Source organism: Alteriqipengyuania triglochinis (assembly GCF_054655655.1).
The window spans coordinates 74,461-93,140 of record NZ_BAAHNC010000003.1; the positions used below are offsets into that span (position 1 = coordinate 74,461).

General features: G+C 64.8%; 15 protein-coding genes and 1 riboswitch. Of the genes, 7 read left to right on the forward strand and 8 right to left on the reverse strand.

The features are described from left to right. The first annotated feature begins 43 nt into the window (after nt 1-43). A riboswitch (cobalamin riboswitch) is annotated at nt 44-253 on the forward strand. 99 nt (nt 254-352) lie between these two features. From ACYQ0L_RS10545 to ACYQ0L_RS10560, 4 genes are read left to right on the forward strand one after another with little or no spacing between them, the layout of a single operon-like run. Further along, nucleotides 353-2,296 (forward strand): TonB-dependent receptor plug domain-containing protein, encoded by a 1,944-nt coding sequence (locus ACYQ0L_RS10545; protein ID WP_459789118.1) that lies wholly within the window; start codon nt 353-355, stop codon nt 2,294-2,296. Further along, the gene (locus ACYQ0L_RS10550; protein ID WP_459789120.1) at nt 2,293-3,117 is read left to right on the forward strand and encodes an ABC transporter substrate-binding protein; all 825 of its coding nucleotides are present in this window, start codon (nt 2,293-2,295) and stop codon (nt 3,115-3,117) included. The genes ACYQ0L_RS10545 and ACYQ0L_RS10550 overlap by 4 nt, the downstream gene beginning before the upstream one ends. Then, nucleotides 3,114-4,079: a FecCD family ABC transporter permease gene (locus tag ACYQ0L_RS10555; protein ID WP_459789122.1), complete on the forward strand. Its 966-nt coding sequence runs from the start codon at nt 3,114-3,116 to the stop codon at nt 4,077-4,079. Before ACYQ0L_RS10550 ends, ACYQ0L_RS10555 begins: the two co-directional genes overlap by 4 nt. Beyond that, a complete protein-coding gene (locus tag ACYQ0L_RS10560) occupies nt 4,076-4,849 on the forward strand; it encodes an ABC transporter ATP-binding protein (RefSeq protein ID WP_459789124.1) in 774 nt (257 codons plus the stop codon). Before ACYQ0L_RS10555 ends, ACYQ0L_RS10560 begins: the two co-directional genes overlap by 4 nt. A gap of 65 nt (nt 4,850-4,914) precedes the next feature. On the opposite strand, the gene ACYQ0L_RS10565 is transcribed toward ACYQ0L_RS10560, so the two are convergent. From ACYQ0L_RS10565 to ACYQ0L_RS10595, 7 genes are all read right to left on the reverse strand, one after another. Continuing rightward, on the reverse strand, nt 4,915-6,048 hold the full coding sequence (locus ACYQ0L_RS10565) for a serine hydrolase domain-containing protein (protein WP_459789126.1): 1,134 nt from the start codon (nt 6,046-6,048) through the stop codon (nt 4,915-4,917). A gap of 148 nt (nt 6,049-6,196) precedes the next feature. Continuing rightward, nucleotides 6,197-8,395, reverse strand: coding sequence for a M3 family metallopeptidase (locus tag ACYQ0L_RS10570; protein ID WP_459789128.1), 2,199 nt, complete (start codon nt 8,393-8,395; stop codon nt 6,197-6,199). A 160-nt stretch (nt 8,396-8,555) separates the two neighbouring features. Beyond that, nucleotides 8,556-9,245 (reverse strand): hypothetical protein, encoded by a 690-nt coding sequence (locus ACYQ0L_RS10575; RefSeq protein ID WP_459789130.1) that lies wholly within the window; start codon nt 9,243-9,245, stop codon nt 8,556-8,558. Further along, nucleotides 9,229-10,005: a lysozyme gene (locus ACYQ0L_RS10580; protein WP_459789132.1), complete on the reverse strand. Its 777-nt coding sequence runs from the start codon at nt 10,003-10,005 to the stop codon at nt 9,229-9,231. Before ACYQ0L_RS10580 ends, ACYQ0L_RS10575 begins: the two co-directional genes overlap by 17 nt. A gap of 284 nt (nt 10,006-10,289) precedes the next feature. Beyond that, nucleotides 10,290-10,820: an RNA 2',3'-cyclic phosphodiesterase gene (gene thpR / locus ACYQ0L_RS10585; protein WP_459789133.1), complete on the reverse strand. Its 531-nt coding sequence runs from the start codon at nt 10,818-10,820 to the stop codon at nt 10,290-10,292. A gap of 32 nt (nt 10,821-10,852) precedes the next feature. After that, nucleotides 10,853-11,455, reverse strand: coding sequence for an SDR family oxidoreductase (locus ACYQ0L_RS10590; RefSeq protein ID WP_459789135.1), 603 nt, complete (start codon nt 11,453-11,455; stop codon nt 10,853-10,855). A 67-nt stretch (nt 11,456-11,522) separates the two neighbouring features. Continuing rightward, nucleotides 11,523-12,437 (reverse strand): LysR family transcriptional regulator, encoded by a 915-nt coding sequence (locus ACYQ0L_RS10595; RefSeq protein WP_459789136.1) that lies wholly within the window; start codon nt 12,435-12,437, stop codon nt 11,523-11,525. A gap of 98 nt (nt 12,438-12,535) precedes the next feature. On the opposite strand from ACYQ0L_RS10595, the gene ACYQ0L_RS10600 reads away from it, so the two are divergent. Together ACYQ0L_RS10600 and uvrA are read left to right on the forward strand one after the other, a co-directional pair. Next, nucleotides 12,536-13,258, forward strand: a complete 723-nt coding sequence (locus ACYQ0L_RS10600; RefSeq protein WP_459789137.1) for an SDR family oxidoreductase — start codon at nt 12,536-12,538, stop codon at nt 13,256-13,258. A 169-nt stretch (nt 13,259-13,427) separates the two neighbouring features. Next, complete coding sequence (gene uvrA / locus ACYQ0L_RS10605) at nt 13,428-16,355, forward strand: excinuclease ABC subunit UvrA (RefSeq protein WP_459789138.1); 2,928 nt, start codon at nt 13,428-13,430, stop codon at nt 16,353-16,355. Between the two features lie 337 nt (nt 16,356-16,692). Here the strand turns inward: uvrA and ACYQ0L_RS10610 are convergent, their stop codons facing one another. Beyond that, entirely contained in the window at nt 16,693-17,766 is a 1,074-nt protein-coding gene (locus ACYQ0L_RS10610; RefSeq protein WP_459789139.1) for a hypothetical protein, read from the reverse strand. Nucleotides 17,767-17,915: 149 nt separating this feature from the next. On the opposite strand from ACYQ0L_RS10610, the gene ACYQ0L_RS10615 reads away from it, so the two are divergent. Beyond that, complete coding sequence (locus tag ACYQ0L_RS10615; protein WP_459789140.1) at nt 17,916-18,140, forward strand: hypothetical protein; 225 nt, start codon at nt 17,916-17,918, stop codon at nt 18,138-18,140. Nucleotides 18,141-18,680: the final 540 nt, after the last annotated feature.

Here is an 18,680-nt window from a genome sequence, read left to right on the forward strand (position 1 = left end):
CGGTGTGCGACGAATTGTTGCGCCTGCATGACGAAGGGCCTAAGCGCGCGGCAGCATTGCAGGTGTGGGCGTGCCGCGAGGTTCGTCCACCTAAGAGGGAAGAGGGTGCAAACCCCTCGCTGCCCCCGCAACTGTAACCGGGGAGCGGTCCGCGCCCACAGCCACTGTTCCGACCACATGCGCCGGGATGGGAAGGCCAGCGGAACCGCTACGATCCGGGAGCCAGGAGACCTGCCCGCGATGCGTCGTTCGACTTCGGGCGGGGTGCACCGGGGAAGCGGAGGAAAGGCGCTGGCGATCATGGCCCGTGCCTTCCGTCATGAGCGACAGTAATGCTTGTGATGGAGTTTTGATGCGTACGATCTTGCTGCTTTCCGGTTCGGTTCTGGGCCTGGCGTCCCCTGCGTTTGCGCAGGAAGCGGACGGCGAAGCACCGCTGGTTCTGGCTTCCGACGCGGCCGAGATGCCCGAAGAATCGATCACCGTCACGGTGACCGGCAATCCGAGCGAGGTCGAGGATACCGGCCAGCCGGTGACCGTGATCGGGGCGCAGGAAATCGCCGATATCCAGGGGCCGGACTTCGCACGCGTCATCCAGCGCGTGCCCGGCGTCACCTTCAACCGCACCGGCGGCCTGGGCGCGACCACCGGCATCTCGGTGCGGGGCGCTGCGAACGACCAGCTCCTCGTCCTGATCGACGGGGTGCGCGTGGCGGACACCGCGTCGCCCGCCGGCGGCTTCGATTTCGGCACGCTGGGGGCGTCCAACCTCGCCAAGGTAGAGCTGCTGCGCGGCTCCAACTCCGTGGTGTGGGGCGCCGATGCGCTGGCCGGGGTGCTGGTCGCCTCGACCGTGGAGCGGACCGGACTGGCCGGATCGGTCGAAGCCGGATCGCGCGGCACGGTCGCCTCCAGCATCAAGGGCGGCATTGCGGGCGATATCGGCTTCATCGGCGGTTCGGCGAGCTACCTGACCACCGATGGCTTCTCGGCCGCAGCGAACGGCACCGAGGACGACGGCTTCCAGCAGCAGGCCTACAACCTGCGCGGCCGCGCCTATCTTTCGCGCACCGTCGAAGTGTTCGGCAACCTGCGCTATGCCAAGGGCGAGCTGGAGATCGACGGCTTTCCCGCACCCGCCTTCGCGCTGGGCGATACCGAGGAGATGCAGCAGACCGAGCAGCTCTCCGGCGCGGTCGGCGCCCTCTATGATGGCGGGCCGCTCTACCTGCGCGGGGCCTACAGCTTCTCCGACACGTCGCGCGACAACCTGCCGGGGCCCGGCGAGGATGCGACCTTCGAGAGCGAGGGGCGCTCCGACCGGGTCGAACTGCGCGGCGAGTGGCGTCCGATCGGCCCGCTGATCGTCAATTTCGGCGCGGAAAACCTGTGGTCCGATTACGAGAGCACCTCCTACGGCACGCCCAGCTCGGCCGATACCAGCATCTTTGGCGGCTATGTGCAGGCGGGGATCGAGTTCCGCGGCCTGTCGGGCCATGTCGGCGTGCGGCAGGACGAGCATGACGATTTCGGCGGCGCAACCAGCTTCGGCGGCGACCTGACCTACGAAATCGTGCCCAACCTGCGCCTGCGCGCCAGCGTGGGCGAAGGCTTCAAGGCGCCTTCGCTCTACCAGCTGTTTTCGGACTATGGGAACAAGGCGCTCCAGCCCGAAGAGAGCACGAGCTACGATCTCGGACTCGCCTACGGCACGCGGACCGCGCCGTTCTACGCCGGCGTCACCGCCTTCCAGCGTGACAGCGAAAACCTCATCGCCTTCATCAGCTGCCCAACACCGCTCACCGGCATCTGCACCGATCGCCCCTTCGGTACCTACGACAACGTGTCGCAGGCCCGCGCGCGGGGCGTGGAAGTCGAAGCGGGTGTTTCGCCGTTCGCCGGGCTCAGCCTGCGCGCCGCCTATGCCTATGTCGAGGCGGAAGACCGCAGCGAAGGCACGGCCAATTTCGGCAACGAACTGGCCCGCCGCCCGCGCCATGCGGGCACCGTCTCGGTCGACTGGGCGCTCGCGCCCGATACCGCGGGCGTGCCGGTAATCGGCGGCGACGTGCGCATCGTGGGAGATACGTTCGACAATGCGGCGAACACCACCCGCCTCGATGCCTATACCCTCGTCGACCTGCGCGTCTCGGTCCCGCTGGGGCTGATCGCGGGCGAGCGCCCGGTCGAGGTCTTCGGGCGGGTCGAGAACCTGTTCGACGAGGAGTATCAGACCGCCGACGGCTATAACCAGGCGCCCCGCGGGGTCTTCGCAGGGCTGCGCGTCGGCCTATGATCCGCAGCGCAGCCATCGCGATCGCGTGCGTGCTGGCGGGGTGTTCGACCCCGCCAGCCCCGCGCGATGGTGACGCGCTGCGCATCGTCAGCCTCAACCCGTGCACCGACGCGATCCTTGCGGAGATTGCGCCGGACAAGCTGGCGGCGGTGTCGCACTACAGCCATGATCCGTCCGCCACATCGATGCCGCTGGCGCAGGCCCGGCGCTGGCCCGCGACGGGTGGTTCGGTGGAGGAGATTCTCGCCGCCGACGCCACCATGGTCGTCGCCTCTACATATCTTGCGCCTTCCACCCGCCGCGCGCTGGACGAGCTGGGCATTCCGGTGGTGACCTTCGGCATTGCCAGCAGTGTCGATGAAAACCTCGCCCAGGTGCGCGATCTGGCCGATGCCGTGGGCGAGCCGGAGGCGGGCGATGCCCTCGTTGGGCGGATCGATGCCGCGCTGACCGCTGCGGCGCCGCCCTCGGATCGCGAAGGTCCTGCGACCATCCTGTGGCAGCCGGGCGGGATCGTGCCGGGCGATGGGGCGCTGGTGGTCGACCTGATGCACCGCGTCGGCCTGCGTCCGGCGAAGGCGACACGCGGGCTGGGGCAGGGCGACCGCCTGCCGCTGGAGGCCGTACTGCTCGACCCGCCCGATCTGCTGCTGCATGCGGGCCCTCGCGGCGATGAGGAATCGCGCACGCTCCACCATCCGGCCCTGCGCAAGCTGTCCACGCGCCGCGCCGAATTCGCGCCGCAGCTCTACTATTGTGGCGGGCCGAGCCTGATCCGCGCCGCGCAGCGGCTGGCGCACATCCGGGACGGCCGCGGATGAGCCGCGCCAGCCTGATCCTGCTGGGTGCGCTGCTGGTCGCGATTCCGCTGTCGCTCCTCGCCGGCAAGGCATGGATCTTCGGGCTCGACGATGCGCGCGCCACCCTGATCGTAGCGGAACTGCGCCTGCCGCGCGCGCTGCTGGCGGTCACGGTCGGCGCGGGGCTGGGCGCGTCGGGCGCGGCGATGCAGGGCTATCTGCGCAATCCGCTCGCCGATCCCGGACTGTTCGGCATCGCCCCCGGCGCGGCGCTGGGCGCGGTGCTGAGCTTCTCGCTCGGCTACGCGGCGAACGGCTGGCTTCTCCCGCTGCTCGCGCTGGCGGGTGCGGGCGCGGCGATGGCGCTGCTCGCGCTCATGGCCGGACGCGGCGGCGGGATCGCGCTGTTCACGCTCGCCGGGCTGATGATCGCGAGCCTCGCGGGCGCGCTCACCAGCCTCGTCATCAGCCTTGCCCCCAATCCGTGGGCGCTGAGCGAGATCGTCACCTGGCTGATGGGCGCGCTGACCGATCGCAGCTGGAACGATGTTGCGCTCGCCGCGCCGCTGACGCTGGCAGGGATCGTGGTGCTGGTGCGCGCTGCGCCCGCACTCGACGCGCTTACGCTGGGCGAGGATGCAGCGCGTTCGATGGGCGTGAACATGGAGAACCTGCTGTTCCTGCTGGTGATCGGGGTGGCGCTGACGATCGGGAGCGGGGTCGCTGTCGCCGGGATCATAGGCTTCGTTGGGCTGATGGTGCCCCATCTGGTCCGCCCGATGACCGATCGCCGCCCGTCTTCGCTGATCGTGCCGAGCGCGCTGGCGGGCGCGCTGCTGGTGCTGGTCGCCGACGGTGTCCTGCGAATGCTGCCGCTGGTCAGCGAGTTGCGGCTGGGGATTGCGCTATCGCTGATCGGTGCGCCTTTCTTCCTCTGGCTGCTGCTACGCCTGCGTCGCGGTGGGGGGCTGGGCCTGACATGAGGCGGCACCGTGAAAAGATGATCGAGGCGTGCAACCTCGCGCTCGACCGGCGGCTGCGCGGAGTCTCCGCCCAGATTCTGGAAGGGCAGGTCATCGCGATCTGCGGGCCCAATGGCGCGGGCAAGTCGACCTTCCTGCGGCTGCTGGCCGGCGTGCTCAGGCCGAGCAACGGCGAGGCCCTGCTCGATGGCGGACGCATGCACGACATGCGCCCGCGCTCCCGCGCCCGCGCGGTCGGCTATCTGCCGCAGGAGCCGCAGATCGCGTGGGACCTGTCAGTCCGCAATCTCGTCGCGCTCGGCCGGCTGGCGCATCGCGATGCCCGCGCCGAGCCGGTCGAGAACGCCCTGGCGGCGCTGGGGTTGGAAGAATTTGCGGATCGCCCGGTCTCGACGCTGTCGGGCGGTGAGCGGGCTCGCGCGCTGCTCGCACGGGTGCTGGCGGGCGAACCGCGCTTCATCCTTGCGGACGAGCCGTTCGCCTCGCTCGACCTGGCCTATCAGACCTCGCTGGTCCGCCACCTGCGGCAACAGGCGGCAGCGGGGCGCGGCGTGGTGGTGGTGGTCCACGATCTCTCGCTTGCCCACAACCTTGCCGACCGGGTGATGCTGCTGAAGGATGGCGCGCTTTACGCCGACGGGCCGCCGCCAGAGGCGCTTTGCCCCGCCAACCTGCGCGAAGTCTTCGGGATTCGCGCGCGCTGGCTGGGCGAGCCGGGGGCCCGCGTGCTTTCGCTGGCTCCCGAGGACACGCCGGGTTTCGTCATCTGAGTATCCGGTAGCGGCGCGGGCTGCTGAGCTGCCCAACCCGCGCCGCCGGAGTTTGCAAACAGCGCCTAGCGCTGACTTTTCTCGAAATCGGCTTCGGCCTGCACCAGCGTGGTGAGCGGGCCGTCGTCGATCATCAGGCGCAGCACCTCGGCGATCGCCTGGCGGCCGTTCGCACCGCTGGTGAAGATGACAAGGCCGAAGCGCTCCTGCGGGTCGAACAAGGCGATCGTGCGTACGCCCTGATCTTTTCCGCTGTGGAGAAGAAAGCGATGTTCTCCGCTGTCGTAGACCATCCAGCCCAGCCCGTGGCCGCTGGCCTGCGGGCATTTGTCGCGCGGGATGATGCCTTCGGGGCAGGCCTTCGCGGTCTGATCGTCGTAGATCGTGCCGCGCGCCGCCACCAGCTCCGGCGTCAGCCCGTCGCCGCGCATCGCGGCGGCGACGAAGCGGGTGTAATCGCCGATGGTGGTGTGCACATCGTCGGCCGCGTTGCCCTGCGGGCTGTTTTCGGGCTCGTGCAGATCACCGTCTTCGTCGCGCACCATCGCGACGCGTCCTTCCCACGAGGGATCGGGAGTGAAGAAGGTATCGCTCATCCCCGCGGGGCCGAACAGTGCCTGCTCCGCGAGAAGGTCGAGCCGGGTTTGCGTCGCCATCATCGCATAGCGTGCGGCCATGACGTAGTTTTCGCCCGAATAGTGGGCTTTCGTGCCGGGCTCCCAGTCCAGCCGCAGCTTGCCGCCTTCCATCCGGTGGCGCCAGTTGCCGGGCACGCCTGTGCGATGCGACAAGGCGTGGCGTAGCGTGATTTTCTGCGCTCGCGGCTCGTCGGTTAGATCGCGATCGACGAATTGCGTTGCCAGCGGCGTATCGAGATCGAGCGTGCCCGCCGCCGCCAGCCGCAGGATCGTCTCCGCAACGATCGGCTTGGTCAGCGATGCGATGTTGTAGAGCGAATCCTCATCCGCGGGATGGCCCGGTGCCCGTTCGCCATAGACGGCGGTCCAGGCCACTTCGCCGTCCTCGATCCAGCCGACCGCCATGCTCGGCACATCGGTCCGGGCCAGCAGTTCGGGAGCTGCCTCGTCCAGCGCCATGCGTTGCGCGCCCGCCGCCGATTGCGTGGCGACAGGTGGCTGGGTGTCGGCGCACCCGGCGAGCGCCAAGGCGGCAACCGCCGCGGTCAGATGAAACTTCACGAAAATCCCTCCTGCTGTGTCGGTGACGTAATACAGCAAGCAGGGTGCGCGTCAAACCGCGCCCATGACGTTCGTCGAACGAAAAAGGCCGGGTGCAGAGACCCGGCCTTTCCGTTCCTATCGGGATCTTGCGATCCTGGCGGTTTGCCTATTCCGCGATCGGGGCGTCGCCATCGACCGTCTTGGCCGGGAGCTTGCCGTCGGACGCGGCACCGGCGGTCTGCGCGGGCGTACCGGCCTCGTCCTCCGCCAGGCCCAGCGCGATCAGCATGTATTTCACGTCCGGATCGCGATCGGCAAAGTTGCGGTACATTTTCCCGTAATCCATCGTGCCGCCCTTGCTGAGCACGGTTTCACGGTAGTGATCGCCGTTCTCGCGCGTCAGGCCGCCGTTCTGGAGGAACCAGGCGCGGCTGTCTCGGTCGAGCATCTGCGTCCACAGGTAGCTGTAGTAACCCGCCGAGTAGCCGGAGGGGCCGGAGAAGATGTGGTTGAAGTACGTCGTGCGGTAGCGCGGCGGCACCAGGTCGACTTCGAGGCCGAGCTCACGCAGCGAGCTGTCTTCGTAAGCCGAGACCTTGGCCGGGGTGTCGATCATTTCGGCTTCGTCGGCCGAGAGCGCGTGCCACTTCATGTCGAGCAGCGCGGCTTCGAGCACTTCGCCGAAATCATAGCCCTGGTTGAACTTGGACGAGGCTTCGATCTTGTCGACCAGCTCGGTCGGGATCGTCTCGCCCGTCTGGTAGTGCTTGGCATAGTTCTGCAGCACTTCGGGGTACGTCGCCCACATCTCGTTGACCTGGCTCGGGTACTCGACGAAGTCGCGCGCCGTCGCGGTGCCTGACAGGCTCGGATACTTCTGGTTGGCGAAGAAGCCGTGCAGCGCGTGGCCGAATTCGTGGAACGCGGTGTTCACCCAGTCGAAACTGACCAGCTGCGGCTCGCCCGCCGGGGCCTTCGGGATGTTGAGCACGTTGTAGATGACGGGCTGTTCGTCCCACAGGAACGACTGGTCGACGAAGTTGCTCATCCATGCACCGCCGCGCTTGGAGGCGCGCTGGAACGGATCGAAGTAGAACAGGCCCATGTCCGAACCGTCGCGATCCTTGACCGTGTAGACCCACACATCGGGGTGGTAGACGGGCAGGTCGTCACGCTTCTCGAAAGAGATGCCGTACAGCTTGTTGGCGGCGTAGAACACGCCGTCTTCCAGCACCTTGTCGAGCTGGAAATACTGCATGACCTCGTCTTCATCGACCTGGTAGCGTTCCGCCTTGATCATGTTGGCGTAGCGATACCAGTCCCACGGTTTCACTTCGAAATCGCCGCCTTCTTCGGCGATCTTCTCGGTCAGCAGGTCACCTTCGCGGCGCTGCGTTTCCGCGAGGGCGGGGACCATCTGGCCCATGAAGTCGAGCGCGGCCTGCGGGCTTTCGACCATGCGATCATACATGGTGTAGCTGGCCCAGTCGGGCTCGCCGAACAGCGCCGCCTTTTCGGCCCGCAGCGCAACGATCTTGGCGACGAGGTCGCGCGTGTCGATGTCGGTCGTGCCGTCGGCGCGGTGGAAGCTCGCCATGAACAGCTTCTCGCGCGCGGCGCGGTTTTCCATGGTCGGCAGCAGCGGCTGCTGCGTGGTGTTCTGCAACGCGATCGCGAACTTGCCGGGCTGGCCTTCTTCCTCGGCCAACTTGGCGGCGGAGGTGATGTCGCTTTCGGACAGGCCTGCCAGTTCCTCGCGGCTGTCGAAGAACACCGGCTGGTCGGCCATCGAATTGCGCGCTTCCTGCGCGAACTCGGTGGTCACGGTCGAAAGCTCGGTGTTGATTTCCTTCACCCGCTCACGCTCGGCATCGGTCAGCTCTGCGCCCGCATGGACCATGCTCTTGTACGTTTCCTCGAGCAGCTTGGAATCTTCCGGCAGCATGCTCATCGCGGCGCGGTTGTCGTACACCGCCTTGACCCGCGCGAAGAGTTCGGGGTTCAGCGTGATGCTGTCCGAATGCGCGGAAAGCTTCGGGCTGATTTCGGTATTGATCTCGTCCAGCCGGTCGTTGGTGTTGGTCCCCGTCAGATGGAAGAAGACCGCCGACACGCGGCCCAGCAGACGGCCCGATTTTTCGAGCGCGACGATCGTGTTGGAAAAGGTGGGCGGCTCGGGATTGTCGATGATCCGCTGGATTTCATGCTTCTGGACCGCCATCGCCTTCTCGAAAGCGGGCATGTAGTCGTCTTCCGAAATCGCATCGAAATCGGGCGCCTTGAACGGCAGCGTGCTCTCGAGCTCGAAGTAGTTTACGCCTTCGAGATGGTCTTGCGTGGTAACGTCGGTGTTATCCTGGGCCATGGCCGCTCCGTGAAATCCGCCGGCCAGGGCAAGGCTCGCGGCGGTGGCTAGAAGGATGCGCATAGGGCGTGTTCTCCGGTGTTGCTTCAGATCAGAAATCTGCGTCGGCTCATGGCCTAGCAGCGGCCACTTGAACAGTGGCTGGTAGGATGTTCAGGTTCTATTCGGTCGATTTGGCCGGGGCCTCGGTTCCCCCGCCCGCCTGCGCCTTTTCGCGGACGGCGGAGGCCGCTTCGCCCAGCGCCTGCTTGTTGACCGTGACGATGCGCGGGCGTCCGCCGTCGCGATCGACCACCAGCCAGACCGAGCCCAGTTTCACGAACGCGCCCTGTTCCGGCACGACGGTGAGCGCGTCGAGATCCACCTCGCGCAGCAGCGCCAGCACATCGTCGTCGAACACTTCGGCAAAGGTCGCGTCGATATCTTCCGGCGCGGTCAGCTGCTTCCGGTTACCCTGGGCATCGATGTAAAGCAGCGGGAGGCCGGTCTGGTCGAGGATCGCCGCCTTGTCGCGGGCCCTCGCCGCGGCGCGGATCGAGGCGAACGCCCTGTCGAACTGGCTCGCGGTGGTGCCGGTCGCGCAGGAAATCGCCCCGCCATCGGCGCTATCGTTGGCGAGGTCGAAGCGCTCGTCGCGCGTGTCCTGTTCCTGCCACACCAGCAGCAGGCAATTGTCCTGCCCCTGCGCGGGGCGGGCCCGTTCGGGAGCGCTCGCACCGGTATCGGTCGCGACGCGGGTATCGGGAGGTGTCTCGCGGTTGGCGGCCTCGGTCGCCGGGGAGCAGGCGCCAAGCGCGAAGGTGCCCAGCAGGCTGGCAGTGAGCCTGACGGTCCTAGCCGGGACGGACATCCGCATAATTCGCCTCGAGAAAGATCTGTTCGCGTCGGTTCGACCGGTGGACCAGTCCGCCCGCGACCTGTCCGTCGGCGAAACGATAATCGAGTTCCTGGGCAATGCCGTCATAATCCGCTTTGGCGATCGCCCGGTTCAGGGCCGGGCTGTTGCGTTCAGATAGGGTGCCTTGGCCGACGTTGTAGGCGAGGTCGACCAGGGCATCGAATTCGTGCTGGTACAGCTTCAGGTCGCCGACCACGTTGGCCACCGCCTGCTCCGCCTTCTCCAGGTCCGCTCTCAGGAAGGCCATCGCCTGCTCGCGGGAAATCCTGTCGCCCACCTTCAGATTGTCTTCCGGCAGTACCAGGTGCCCGATCCCCACGGTGGGGTAGCCCGCGACATCGCGATAGACGGTCAGCCTCATGCCCTCTTCCTGCGCCAGCGCGCGATGCATCTTTTCACTGGTGGTGAGCAGGGCGGCATTCATGCGGGTGAAGTTGGGGTTGGTCTTGAGATTGGTCTCGTAAGACCAGCTCTGGACATCGCTGTCCGTGTTCTCGGGGTTGTGAGCGCCCAGCGTGCCTGCGGCGACCGAGACCGCGGCGAGCGCGATCGGTGTTCGCCGCATCAGCCGCCGGTGCAGGCGACGGCGCTTGCCGGGACGCTTTTCCGCACGCTCTTCGCGCATGCGGGCGCGGTTCTCGCGCTGGCGGCGCGCGATCGAGGGGCCGGAATGGGCACGGGGCTGGGCTGGGGAAAGGGCAGGACTGCTCATAGCAAGCGTGCACGACGGTTGCCGTCCTGCCCGTTACCTGCCTGTGCTGTCGTCGCCATGGGGGCGGTCATCCCTGTTTCTCCTGTTGCATCGCTCGCCTTTGCGAGTCGTATGATGCGGGCGACGAGGTGCGCATCTAGGGGGAAGGGGGTGCGCGCCATCGTCGCCTACACCCTTACAATGGATGGGCCCGATGAAAGGTCCGCAACTCGTCCTTGCTTGTTAACGCTTCGTAGTATCCTGATTGGAAACAGGGATTTACGGACTTTTCCCTCTGGGGCGCGTCACAGAGGAAATTCGACGATCGGGTCGTACTGCGCGCCGCCCGCGTCCAGCGTGCTTTCATAGAGATGGAAGCTCCCCACCGGCCATGGCGGCAGGGCGAGCCGTCCGTGCGACGCCAGCCAGCCCCCGATCGGCCCGGTCGAGGCGTTCATCCGCGCGATGGTGACATGCGGCACGAACTTGCGCGTTTCGGGCGCGAGTCCCGCGCTGCGGCATGCGCGTTCGACGCGGCGCTGGAGGATATTGAGCGGCTCGCTCGGCTCGGCCCCGATCCACAGGGCGGTGGCGCGGCCCTTGCGTTCGAAGGTGCCGACACCGCGCAGCTGCAGGGTAAAGGGGGAGAGCCGGATGCGGGCCAGTTCGCTCGCAAGGTCTTCCGCCTGCCGCGCGTCGACTTCGCCGACGAAGCGCAGAGTGAGGTGCAACTGCTCCTCGGACTGCCACCGCGCTCCCTCGACACCCTCCATGGTGTCGATCAGCGGATCGCGGATGGCTTGCGGAGGGCGCAGGGCGATGAACAGGCGGTGCATCGCAGCTCCTGTCCGCCACCCCGCGCGCTGCGTCAAATCCCGGCGGATTCCATCGGCACGACGCGGTTTTCCAGCGCATCGTCGTCGACTGCGCGCACCAGCACCGCGGCAAGGTCGCCGCGCGCGGTGGTGCCGTCGCCCTCGACATCGTCGCCCAGGCGGATGTCGCGCTTGCCGTCGTCGTGGGTCAGCGCGCCGGGGCGGATGATCGCGTAGGGCACGCCCGAGGCGATCAGGTGATCGTCAGCCGCCTTCTTGGCCTGCGCATAGTGGTAGAGGTCCGAGTCCGGATCGGGATCGTCCACGCCGCGCGCGCTCAGCATCACGAAGCGCTTCACGCCCGCCGCCTTGGCCCGGTCGACCAGCGCCTTGGCGCCGTCGCGGTCGACCTTGTCGGTCATGTCGGGTCCGGTCTTGCTGCCCGAACCTGCGGCGAAGATCACCGCGTCGATGCCTTCGCACACGTCTGCCGGAAGGTCGGTCAGGTCGCCCTTGCGGGTGGTGCATCCGGCGGGGAGGGTCGAGGTGTCGGAGCCGTCGCGCACCAGCGCGATGGGCGAGTGCCCCGCTTCGATGAGCTGGGGGACGAGGCGCTGGCCGGTGTGTCCGGTCGCGCCGGAGACGAGTACGTTCATGATATTATCCTTCGAATTTCGTTTCGAAGGATCAGCGGGTGGGCGCGGCAGTGGTTCCGACCGGCTTTCACTCGAGGGCCAAGGCCTGCCGTCGGCGCCAATGGTGCACATGATCGATGAGCGCACGCAGTCTCGTCGGCAGATGCCGCTTGCTGGGATAAAACAGGTAGAACCCGGGTAACGGGGGGCAGAAGGGTTCGAGCACGGGTTGCAGTTCGCCGGTCGCGATGAAGGGGGCGAAGGTGTCGGCCATGCCGATTGTCAGACCGGCGCCTGAACGCGCCATCTTGACCATCAGCGCCATGTCATTGGTCGTCATCTCCGGTGCGACGGAGACCGCGAAGTCTCGGCCGTCCTCGGTAAATTCCCAACGATACGGAGCCAGCTCGACCGATGATCGCCACCCGATGCAGCGGTGCTGCGTGAGCTCGCGGGGATGCAACGGTGCCCCGGCTCCGGCGAGATAGCCGGGTGCGGCCACGACGATTTGCCGCTGGTCGTTGCTGACGGGCACCGCGATCATATCCTGCTCTATCACTTCGCCCAGCCGCACGCCCGCGTCGAAGCCGGCCGAAACGATATCGAACTCGTCGTCGGTCACGAGAATGTCGAGCCGGACATCCGGATGATCGTCAAGGAATGACGCGAGCATGTCCCCGGAGAGAAAGTCCTCGGCAATCGAGGACACTGCCAGCTTCAGTAGCCCTGCGGGTTTGCCTTCATGCGTCGCGGCGGAATGGACGGCCTCGTCGATCTCCGCGAGGGCGGGCGAGATCCGATCGAGCAGCGCTTTGCCTGCATCGGTCAACGCGACGCTGCGTGTCGTGCGGCGCAGCAGCGCTGTTCCGAGCGTGTCCTCCAGCTTGCGGACTGACTGGCTTACCGCCGATCGGGTCACCCCGAGCTGGTCGGCAGCGCCGCGGAAGCTGCCTGCGTGCGCAACCTGGGCAAACACTGCGAGCGCGTTGAGATCGGGTGACATTGTAAAGTCTAGCTTACCAGCGAGTTCACGATTGAGGCAATAGTCGAACCAATCCGGCAGCGCTATTTCCCTTGGCGAACGAGCAAGAGGTCAGGAAAATGGACAAGATCGTACTTATCACAGGCGCAAGCAGCGGCATTGGTGCCGCAACCGCCAAGCTATTGGCCGGGGAAGGCATGACCGTCGTGCTGGGCGCGCGGCGCACCGACCGGCTCGAACAGCTTCGTGAGGAGATTGCCAGCGCGGGCGGCGCGGTCCGCGTGCGCCGGGTCGACGTAACCGACCGCAACGATGTTGCTGCCTTCGCGCAGGCGGCAATCGACGAATTCGGCCGTGTCGACGTCATCGTCAACAATGCCGGCGTCATGCCGCTTTCCCCCATGTCCTCGCTGAAGGTCGACGAGTGGGAGCAGATGGTGGACGTGAACATCAAAGGCGTGCTGTGGGGCATCGCGGCGGTGCTGCCGTCGATGAACGCGCAAGGGGCGGGGCACATCATCAACATCGCCTCGATCGGTGGGTTTTCCGTCTCCCCCACCGCAGCGGTCTATTGTGCCACCAAATTCGCAGTGCGCGCGATATCGGACGGTTTGCGTCAGGAAAACGATCGCATCCGCGTCACCAGCGTGTGCCCAGGCGTGGTGGAGTCGGAACTTGCCGACAGCATCTCGGACGATGCCGCCCGCCGGGAGATGGAGGCTTTTCGCGCCGTGGCGCTACAGCCCGAGGCGATCGGCCGCGCGATCCTCCACGCCATCGTCCAGCCAGCCGATGTGGACACGACCGAGATCGTGGTGCGCCCGGTCGGAAATCCGGCGTAAGAAGGGATCGGACACGATCAAGGTCCGCAAACGCCGGAGCATGCCACATTGCATTTCTCGGGCTGCCTCCCACATGGCTCCCGACTTTGTGGCACGGTTCCGGCGCACATCTGTTGGGTGAAGGAACCACATCCTTGACCACAGTGAACATTTGCGGAACACGCGCCCTATGGCACTTACCAAAATCTCCGTGCGCGGTGCGCGCGAGCATAACCTCAAGGGCGTCGATATCGACCTGCCGAGGGATTCGCTGATCGTCATCACCGGGCTTTCGGGCTCGGGCAAAAGCTCGCTCGCTTTCGATACGATCTATGCCGAAGGGCAGCGGCGCTATGTCGAGAGCCTGAGCGCCTATGCGCGCCAGTTCCTCGAGATGATGCAGAAGCCCGATGTCGAGCATATCGAGGGGCTCTCCCCCGCGATCTCCATCGAGCAGAAGACGACCAGCAAGAACCCGCGCTCGACCGTCGCGACCGTCACCGAGATCTACGACTATATGCGCCTGCTGTGGGCGCGGGTGGGCGTGCCCTATTCGCCCGCGACCGGCCTGCCGATCGAAGCCCAGACCGTTTCCAACATGGTCGACCGGGTGATGGCGCTGCCCGAAGGCACGCGGCTCTACCTGCTTGCGCCTGTGGTGCGCGGGCGCAAGGGCGAATACCGCAAGGAACTGGCCGAGTGGCAGAAGGCGGGCTTCACTCGCGTGCGGATCGACGGGGAGATTTACCCGATCGAAGACGCGCCCACGCTCGACAAGAAGTTCAAGCACGACATCGAAGTGGTGGTCGATCGCCTCGCGGTGAAGGAAGGGCTGGAGACGCGGCTGGCGGACTCGTTCGAAACCGCGCTGCGGCTGGCCGAGGGGCTGGCTTATGTGGACCTCGCCGATGGCGTGGTGCCGGGGCGCGAGGGCGAAGCCAGCGCCGAGGGCAACCTCAAGGGCGCAGGCGTGCCCGCCAACCGCATCGTGTTCTCCGAAAAGTTCGCGTGCCCCGTCAGCGGCTTCACCATCGAGGAGATCGAGCCGCGGCTGTTCTCCTTCAACGCCCCCCAGGGTGCGTGTGCGACCTGCGACGGGATCGGCGAGAAGCAGCTGTTCGACCCGCAGCTGGTCGTGCCGAACGAGGCGCTGACGCTGAAGCAGGGCGCAGTCATGCCGTGGGCGAAGAGCAATCCGCCGTCGCCCTATTACATGCAGGTGCTCTCCAGCCTCGCGAAGGAATTCGGCTTCGACCTGACCACGCCGTGGCAGGAGCTGGGCGAGGATAACCAGAGCGTCATCCTCTACGGCACCAAGGGCAAGCGCGTGCCGCTGACCTTCAAGGACGGGCGCAAGCAGTACACGGTCAACAAGCCGTTCGAAGGCGTGATCGGCAACCTCAACCGCCGCCTGATGCAGACCGAAAGCGCGTGGATGCGCGACGAGCTGGCCAAGTTCCAGACCGCGCAGCCGTGCGAGACCTGCGGCGGCAAGCGGCTGAACGAGAAGGCGCTGGCGGTGAAGATCGGCGATCCCGACAACGCCATCGACATCGCAACCCCGTCGCAGATGAGCGTGGGCGATGCGAAGGTGTGGTTCGAGGACCTGCCCGAGCGCCTGACCGACCAGCAGCAGCAGATCGCCCGCGCGATCCTCAAGGAAATCAACGAGCGGCTGGGCTTCCTCGACAATGTCGGGCTCGACTACCTCAACCTCGACCGCAAGTCGGGCACGCTCTCCGGGGGCGAGAGCCAGCGCATCCGCCTCGCCAGCCAGATCGGCAGCGGGCTGTCGGGCGTGCTCTACGTGCTCGACGAGCCGAGCATCGGCCTGCACCAGCGCGACAACGACCGGCTTCTCGAAACACTGAAACGTCTAAGAGACCTCGGCAACACGGTGATCGTGGTCGAGCATGACGAGGACGCGATCCGCACTGCCGACTATGTGGTCGACCTTGGCCCCGGCGCGGGCGTCCACGGGGGCGAGATCGTGGCGGAGGGCACGCTCAAGCAGGTGCTCAAGAGCAAGAAATCGCTCACCGCGGCCTATCTCAACGGCACGCGCGAGATCGAAGTCCCGGCCAAGCGGCGCAAGGGCAACAAGCACAAGCTGACCGTCCACGGCGCGCGCGCCAACAACCTCAACAACGTCACCGCGTCGATCCCGCTGGGCACCTTTACCTGCATCACCGGCGTCTCCGGCTCCGGCAAGTCGAGCTTCACCATCGACACGCTGTATGCCGCCGCCGCGCGCGAGCTGAACGGCGCGCGGGTGATCGCAGGGCAACACGACAAGATCACCGGCCTGCAATATTGCGACAAGGTGATCGAGATCGACCAGTCGCCCATCGGCCGCACGCCGCGCAGCAACCCGGCGACCTACACCGGCGCCTTCACCCAGATCCGCGACTGGTTCGCCGGCCTGCCCGAAAGCCAGGCGCGCGGGTACAAGCCCGGCCGCTTCAGCTTCAACGTCAAGGGCGGTCGGTGCGAGGCGTGCCAGGGCGACGGCCTGATCAAGATCGAGATGCACTTCCTGCCCGACGTCTACGTCACCTGCGAGGAATGCGGCGGCAAACGCTACAACCGCGAAACGCTGGAGGTGAAGTTCAAGGGCCACTCGATCGCCGACGTACTCGACATGACGATCGAGGATGCGGAAAGCTTCTTCAAGGCTGTCCCCCCGATCCGCGACAAGATGGCGATGCTGAACGAGGTGGGGCTGGGCTATATCAAGGTCGGCCAGCAGGCGACCACGCTGTCGGGCGGCGAGGCGCAGCGGGTGAAGCTGGCCAAGGAGCTGAGCAAGCGCAGCACGGGGCAGACGCTCTATATCCTCGACGAGCCGACCACCGGGCTCCACTTCGAGGATGTGAGGAAGCTGCTGGAAGTGCTCCACCGGCTGGTCGACCAGGGGAACTCCGTGGTGGTGATCGAGCACAACCTCGATGTGATCAAGACCGCCGACTGGCTGGTGGACCTAGGTCCGGATGGCGGTGTGCGGGGCGGGGATATCGTCGCCGAAGGCACCCCCGAAGAGGTCGCCGCGACCGAGGCTAGCTACACCGGGCAGTATCTTAAGCCGCTGCTGGAAAGGCAGTCGGTTCCGGCAGAGTGAGACTGTGATACGCTGTTGGCCTGCCCCGGACTTGATCAGGGGGTGGATAGGGTGCTGAACCTTGGTCCGGATTGCGGTGTGCGGGTTGGGAGATCGTCTTCAATAGGATTCCGAAGCGGAGATGGCTGAAGAGAGTGTGGTACACAGGTGCCTATCTCAAGCCGATGCTAGAGTTAGTGAGTGCGTCGGCAGAATAGGTATGTTGACCGCTATTGGTTGGGAGGCTCTTGGGGAGGGGCGATAAAACTGGCGGATATAGATTTCGATGAATGCGAGGCGCGCTGTCATTGCTAATGAAAGCGTAGAGAGATTTGTGGGAAGACATTTCCCAGCTTGTCTAATCGCCTGTCGATGGATCATCGTCGCTTTCAGCCTTAGACCAGTCGCCAGATATATTTTTCTTACGAGGCCTCGAGTAAGGATTAGATTCTTCATCAACATCCCAATCCACTATTGGCTTGAAGCTTACGACATCGCCCACTTTGAATCTTTGTCTCGCATTTGGGAATAGATTAAAAAATCGTTCTTTTAGATTCTCTAATCGGCGTCTCATACGAAAATTCAGACTTGTTAGCCATATCGTCCATGGCGCTTGCGGTGTAGTTATTCGAGAGGTTGAAAGGCGTATCTCGATTTCTACAGCCTGCCAATTTACATATTTCCCAAATTGACCAACTGGCTCTCCTATTGCGAATATGGCGTGCCGTGCACTAAGAAAAATGTAGTATTTATCATTGTATTTTTTTCCGCTTAGACTAGAATAGGTTACGTTAATTCTTCTTATTAGGCTCATCCCATGGGGTGATCTTTCTTTCGAGAGGGCGTTAAGGAAAAGGGATTGAATTAAAAATGGGCCTAAATTTAGTTTTGAATTTTCGTTAGGGGCTAAAATATCAATTCCGAGCGCGTCAGGCCATGTGTCAGAGAGTAACTTTTGGGGGTGCAATCTGGATTTTGTCCGATCTCGTAGCTCGAAACCGTAGTTACTTTTTAAAATATGTATTCCAGAGGCGACAAATATACTATTTAGAGCGTCTATGTTAATTTGTTCTTTCTTGTGAAAATCTCCAAAGCTAATATATGCGTCTATAGCTGGTCCAAGTCCCTCATTCTTTACAATTATATTGGGGTCGCTTGCTGAGGAATTGACAGCCTCGGGCATTAAAGATTTTTGCCGATCGAGTTTAATTGAGAACTTGGAGTTCTTAATATTCAGGACTGGGCGAACTGATTGCTCCCTGCTTGCGCGTAGTTCTTTTACCGTTTTAGATGTGAGCCAAGCTCCGATCAGTGAAACGGCTAGAGCGAGCAAGCCGACCGAGAGAGTGAATAAGCTCGATAGAAGCTGAGCGGCCTCGCCATTGGTTAATTCGAGACCTTCGGCAATATTCTTGATGATTTCAGTTATCATCGGCCTCTCACTCCTTAGGACAGTCGCGATTCTACCCTGGTATCAGACGCTTTCAACATATGAATAGATTGGCTGTTGTAGGGCTGTCCTACATGCCTCTCCCGCACTAGCCTCCCCGGTCCCCATCCACGAACCCGAGAGGCCGTCCCATGTCCAAACCCTCCCCACAGCACCCCGAGCTTATGGGCGGACCGCCGCTCTCGGCGCGCGTCGCGTATGAGGAGTGGCAACGCCATGTCGACGCGGGACGGATCGGGAAGGGGCCTTCGACCACGCCCGCGCAGCTGCTGCGCCATATGCGCAACGAGGAAGTGCTGCTGGGCAGGGCGGTCTCGGTGACCGTGCATGTGCGGGAGGACTTGCGGGGGCGGTAGGGGTCGCTTGCGACCCCCTCCTCTTCGTCGGCCCGGACTTGATCCGGGCCCGGTGCTTTCCTTCTACTCGTTTCGCTGGAGAGCATAGCGACGCGCTTGCGACTATGTGCGTCAAGAAGAAGCACCGACCCCGGATCAAGTCCGGGGTGACGTTGTAGAGGAGGGGAGGTGGTGACGGCTCAGGGGGAGCGACGCGCTATGCTTTCGCCCGCGCGAACCGTTCCGACCCACACCCCACGTCCGCCCCGCGAGCCGCTGTCCTACACGCGCCTTCGTCTATAGGTGGATCGGTCCCTCACCCCCGATGAAGGACCGCCCATGACCCCGCACGATCACTACACCGCCCCCTTCCGCCCGGCCAGCTCCCGCGCTGCCGCGCCCCGCGCTCAGGTGCCCGATCCGCTCGCGTGCGTGCCGCCCACCGGGACCGACGGCGTGCCGGCGCAGTTCGCCCGCGAGGATCAGGCCTTTTTCCTCGATTGCCTCGCCCAGTGCGGCAACGTGCTCGCCGCGGCGCGGCGCACGGGCGTGTCGCGGTCC

What these genes read in the sequence shown, in the direction of transcription:
- ACYQ0L_RS10570 (WP_459789128.1), bottom strand. Translation starts at nt 8,395, where the DNA reads ATGGCCCAGGATAACACCGACGTTACCACGCAAGACCATCTCGAAGGC.
- uvrA (WP_459789138.1), top strand. Translation starts at nt 13,428, where the DNA reads ATGGCACTTACCAAAATCTCCGTGCGCGGTGCGCGCGAGCATAACCTC.
- ACYQ0L_RS10595 (WP_459789136.1), bottom strand. Translation starts at nt 12,437, where the DNA reads ATGTCACCCGATCTCAACGCGCTCGCAGTGTTTGCCCAGGTTGCGCAC.
- ACYQ0L_RS10550 (WP_459789120.1), top strand. Translation starts at nt 2,293, where the DNA reads ATGATCCGCAGCGCAGCCATCGCGATCGCGTGCGTGCTGGCGGGGTGT.
- ACYQ0L_RS10545 (WP_459789118.1), top strand. Translation starts at nt 353, where the DNA reads ATGCGTACGATCTTGCTGCTTTCCGGTTCGGTTCTGGGCCTGGCGTCC.
- ACYQ0L_RS10555 (WP_459789122.1), top strand. Translation starts at nt 3,114, where the DNA reads ATGAGCCGCGCCAGCCTGATCCTGCTGGGTGCGCTGCTGGTCGCGATT.
- ACYQ0L_RS10575 (WP_459789130.1), bottom strand. Translation starts at nt 9,245, where the DNA reads ATGTCCGTCCCGGCTAGGACCGTCAGGCTCACTGCCAGCCTGCTGGGC.
- ACYQ0L_RS10615 (WP_459789140.1), top strand. Translation starts at nt 17,916, where the DNA reads ATGTCCAAACCCTCCCCACAGCACCCCGAGCTTATGGGCGGACCGCCG.
- ACYQ0L_RS10590 (WP_459789135.1), bottom strand. Translation starts at nt 11,455, where the DNA reads ATGAACGTACTCGTCTCCGGCGCGACCGGACACACCGGCCAGCGCCTC.
- ACYQ0L_RS10600 (WP_459789137.1), top strand. Translation starts at nt 12,536, where the DNA reads ATGGACAAGATCGTACTTATCACAGGCGCAAGCAGCGGCATTGGTGCC.
- thpR (WP_459789133.1), bottom strand. Translation starts at nt 10,820, where the DNA reads ATGCACCGCCTGTTCATCGCCCTGCGCCCTCCGCAAGCCATCCGCGAT.
- ACYQ0L_RS10580 (WP_459789132.1), bottom strand. Translation starts at nt 10,005, where the DNA reads ATGAGCAGTCCTGCCCTTTCCCCAGCCCAGCCCCGTGCCCATTCCGGC.
- ACYQ0L_RS10610 (WP_459789139.1), bottom strand. Translation starts at nt 17,766, where the DNA reads ATGATAACTGAAATCATCAAGAATATTGCCGAAGGTCTCGAATTAACC.
- ACYQ0L_RS10560 (WP_459789124.1), top strand. Translation starts at nt 4,076, where the DNA reads ATGAGGCGGCACCGTGAAAAGATGATCGAGGCGTGCAACCTCGCGCTC.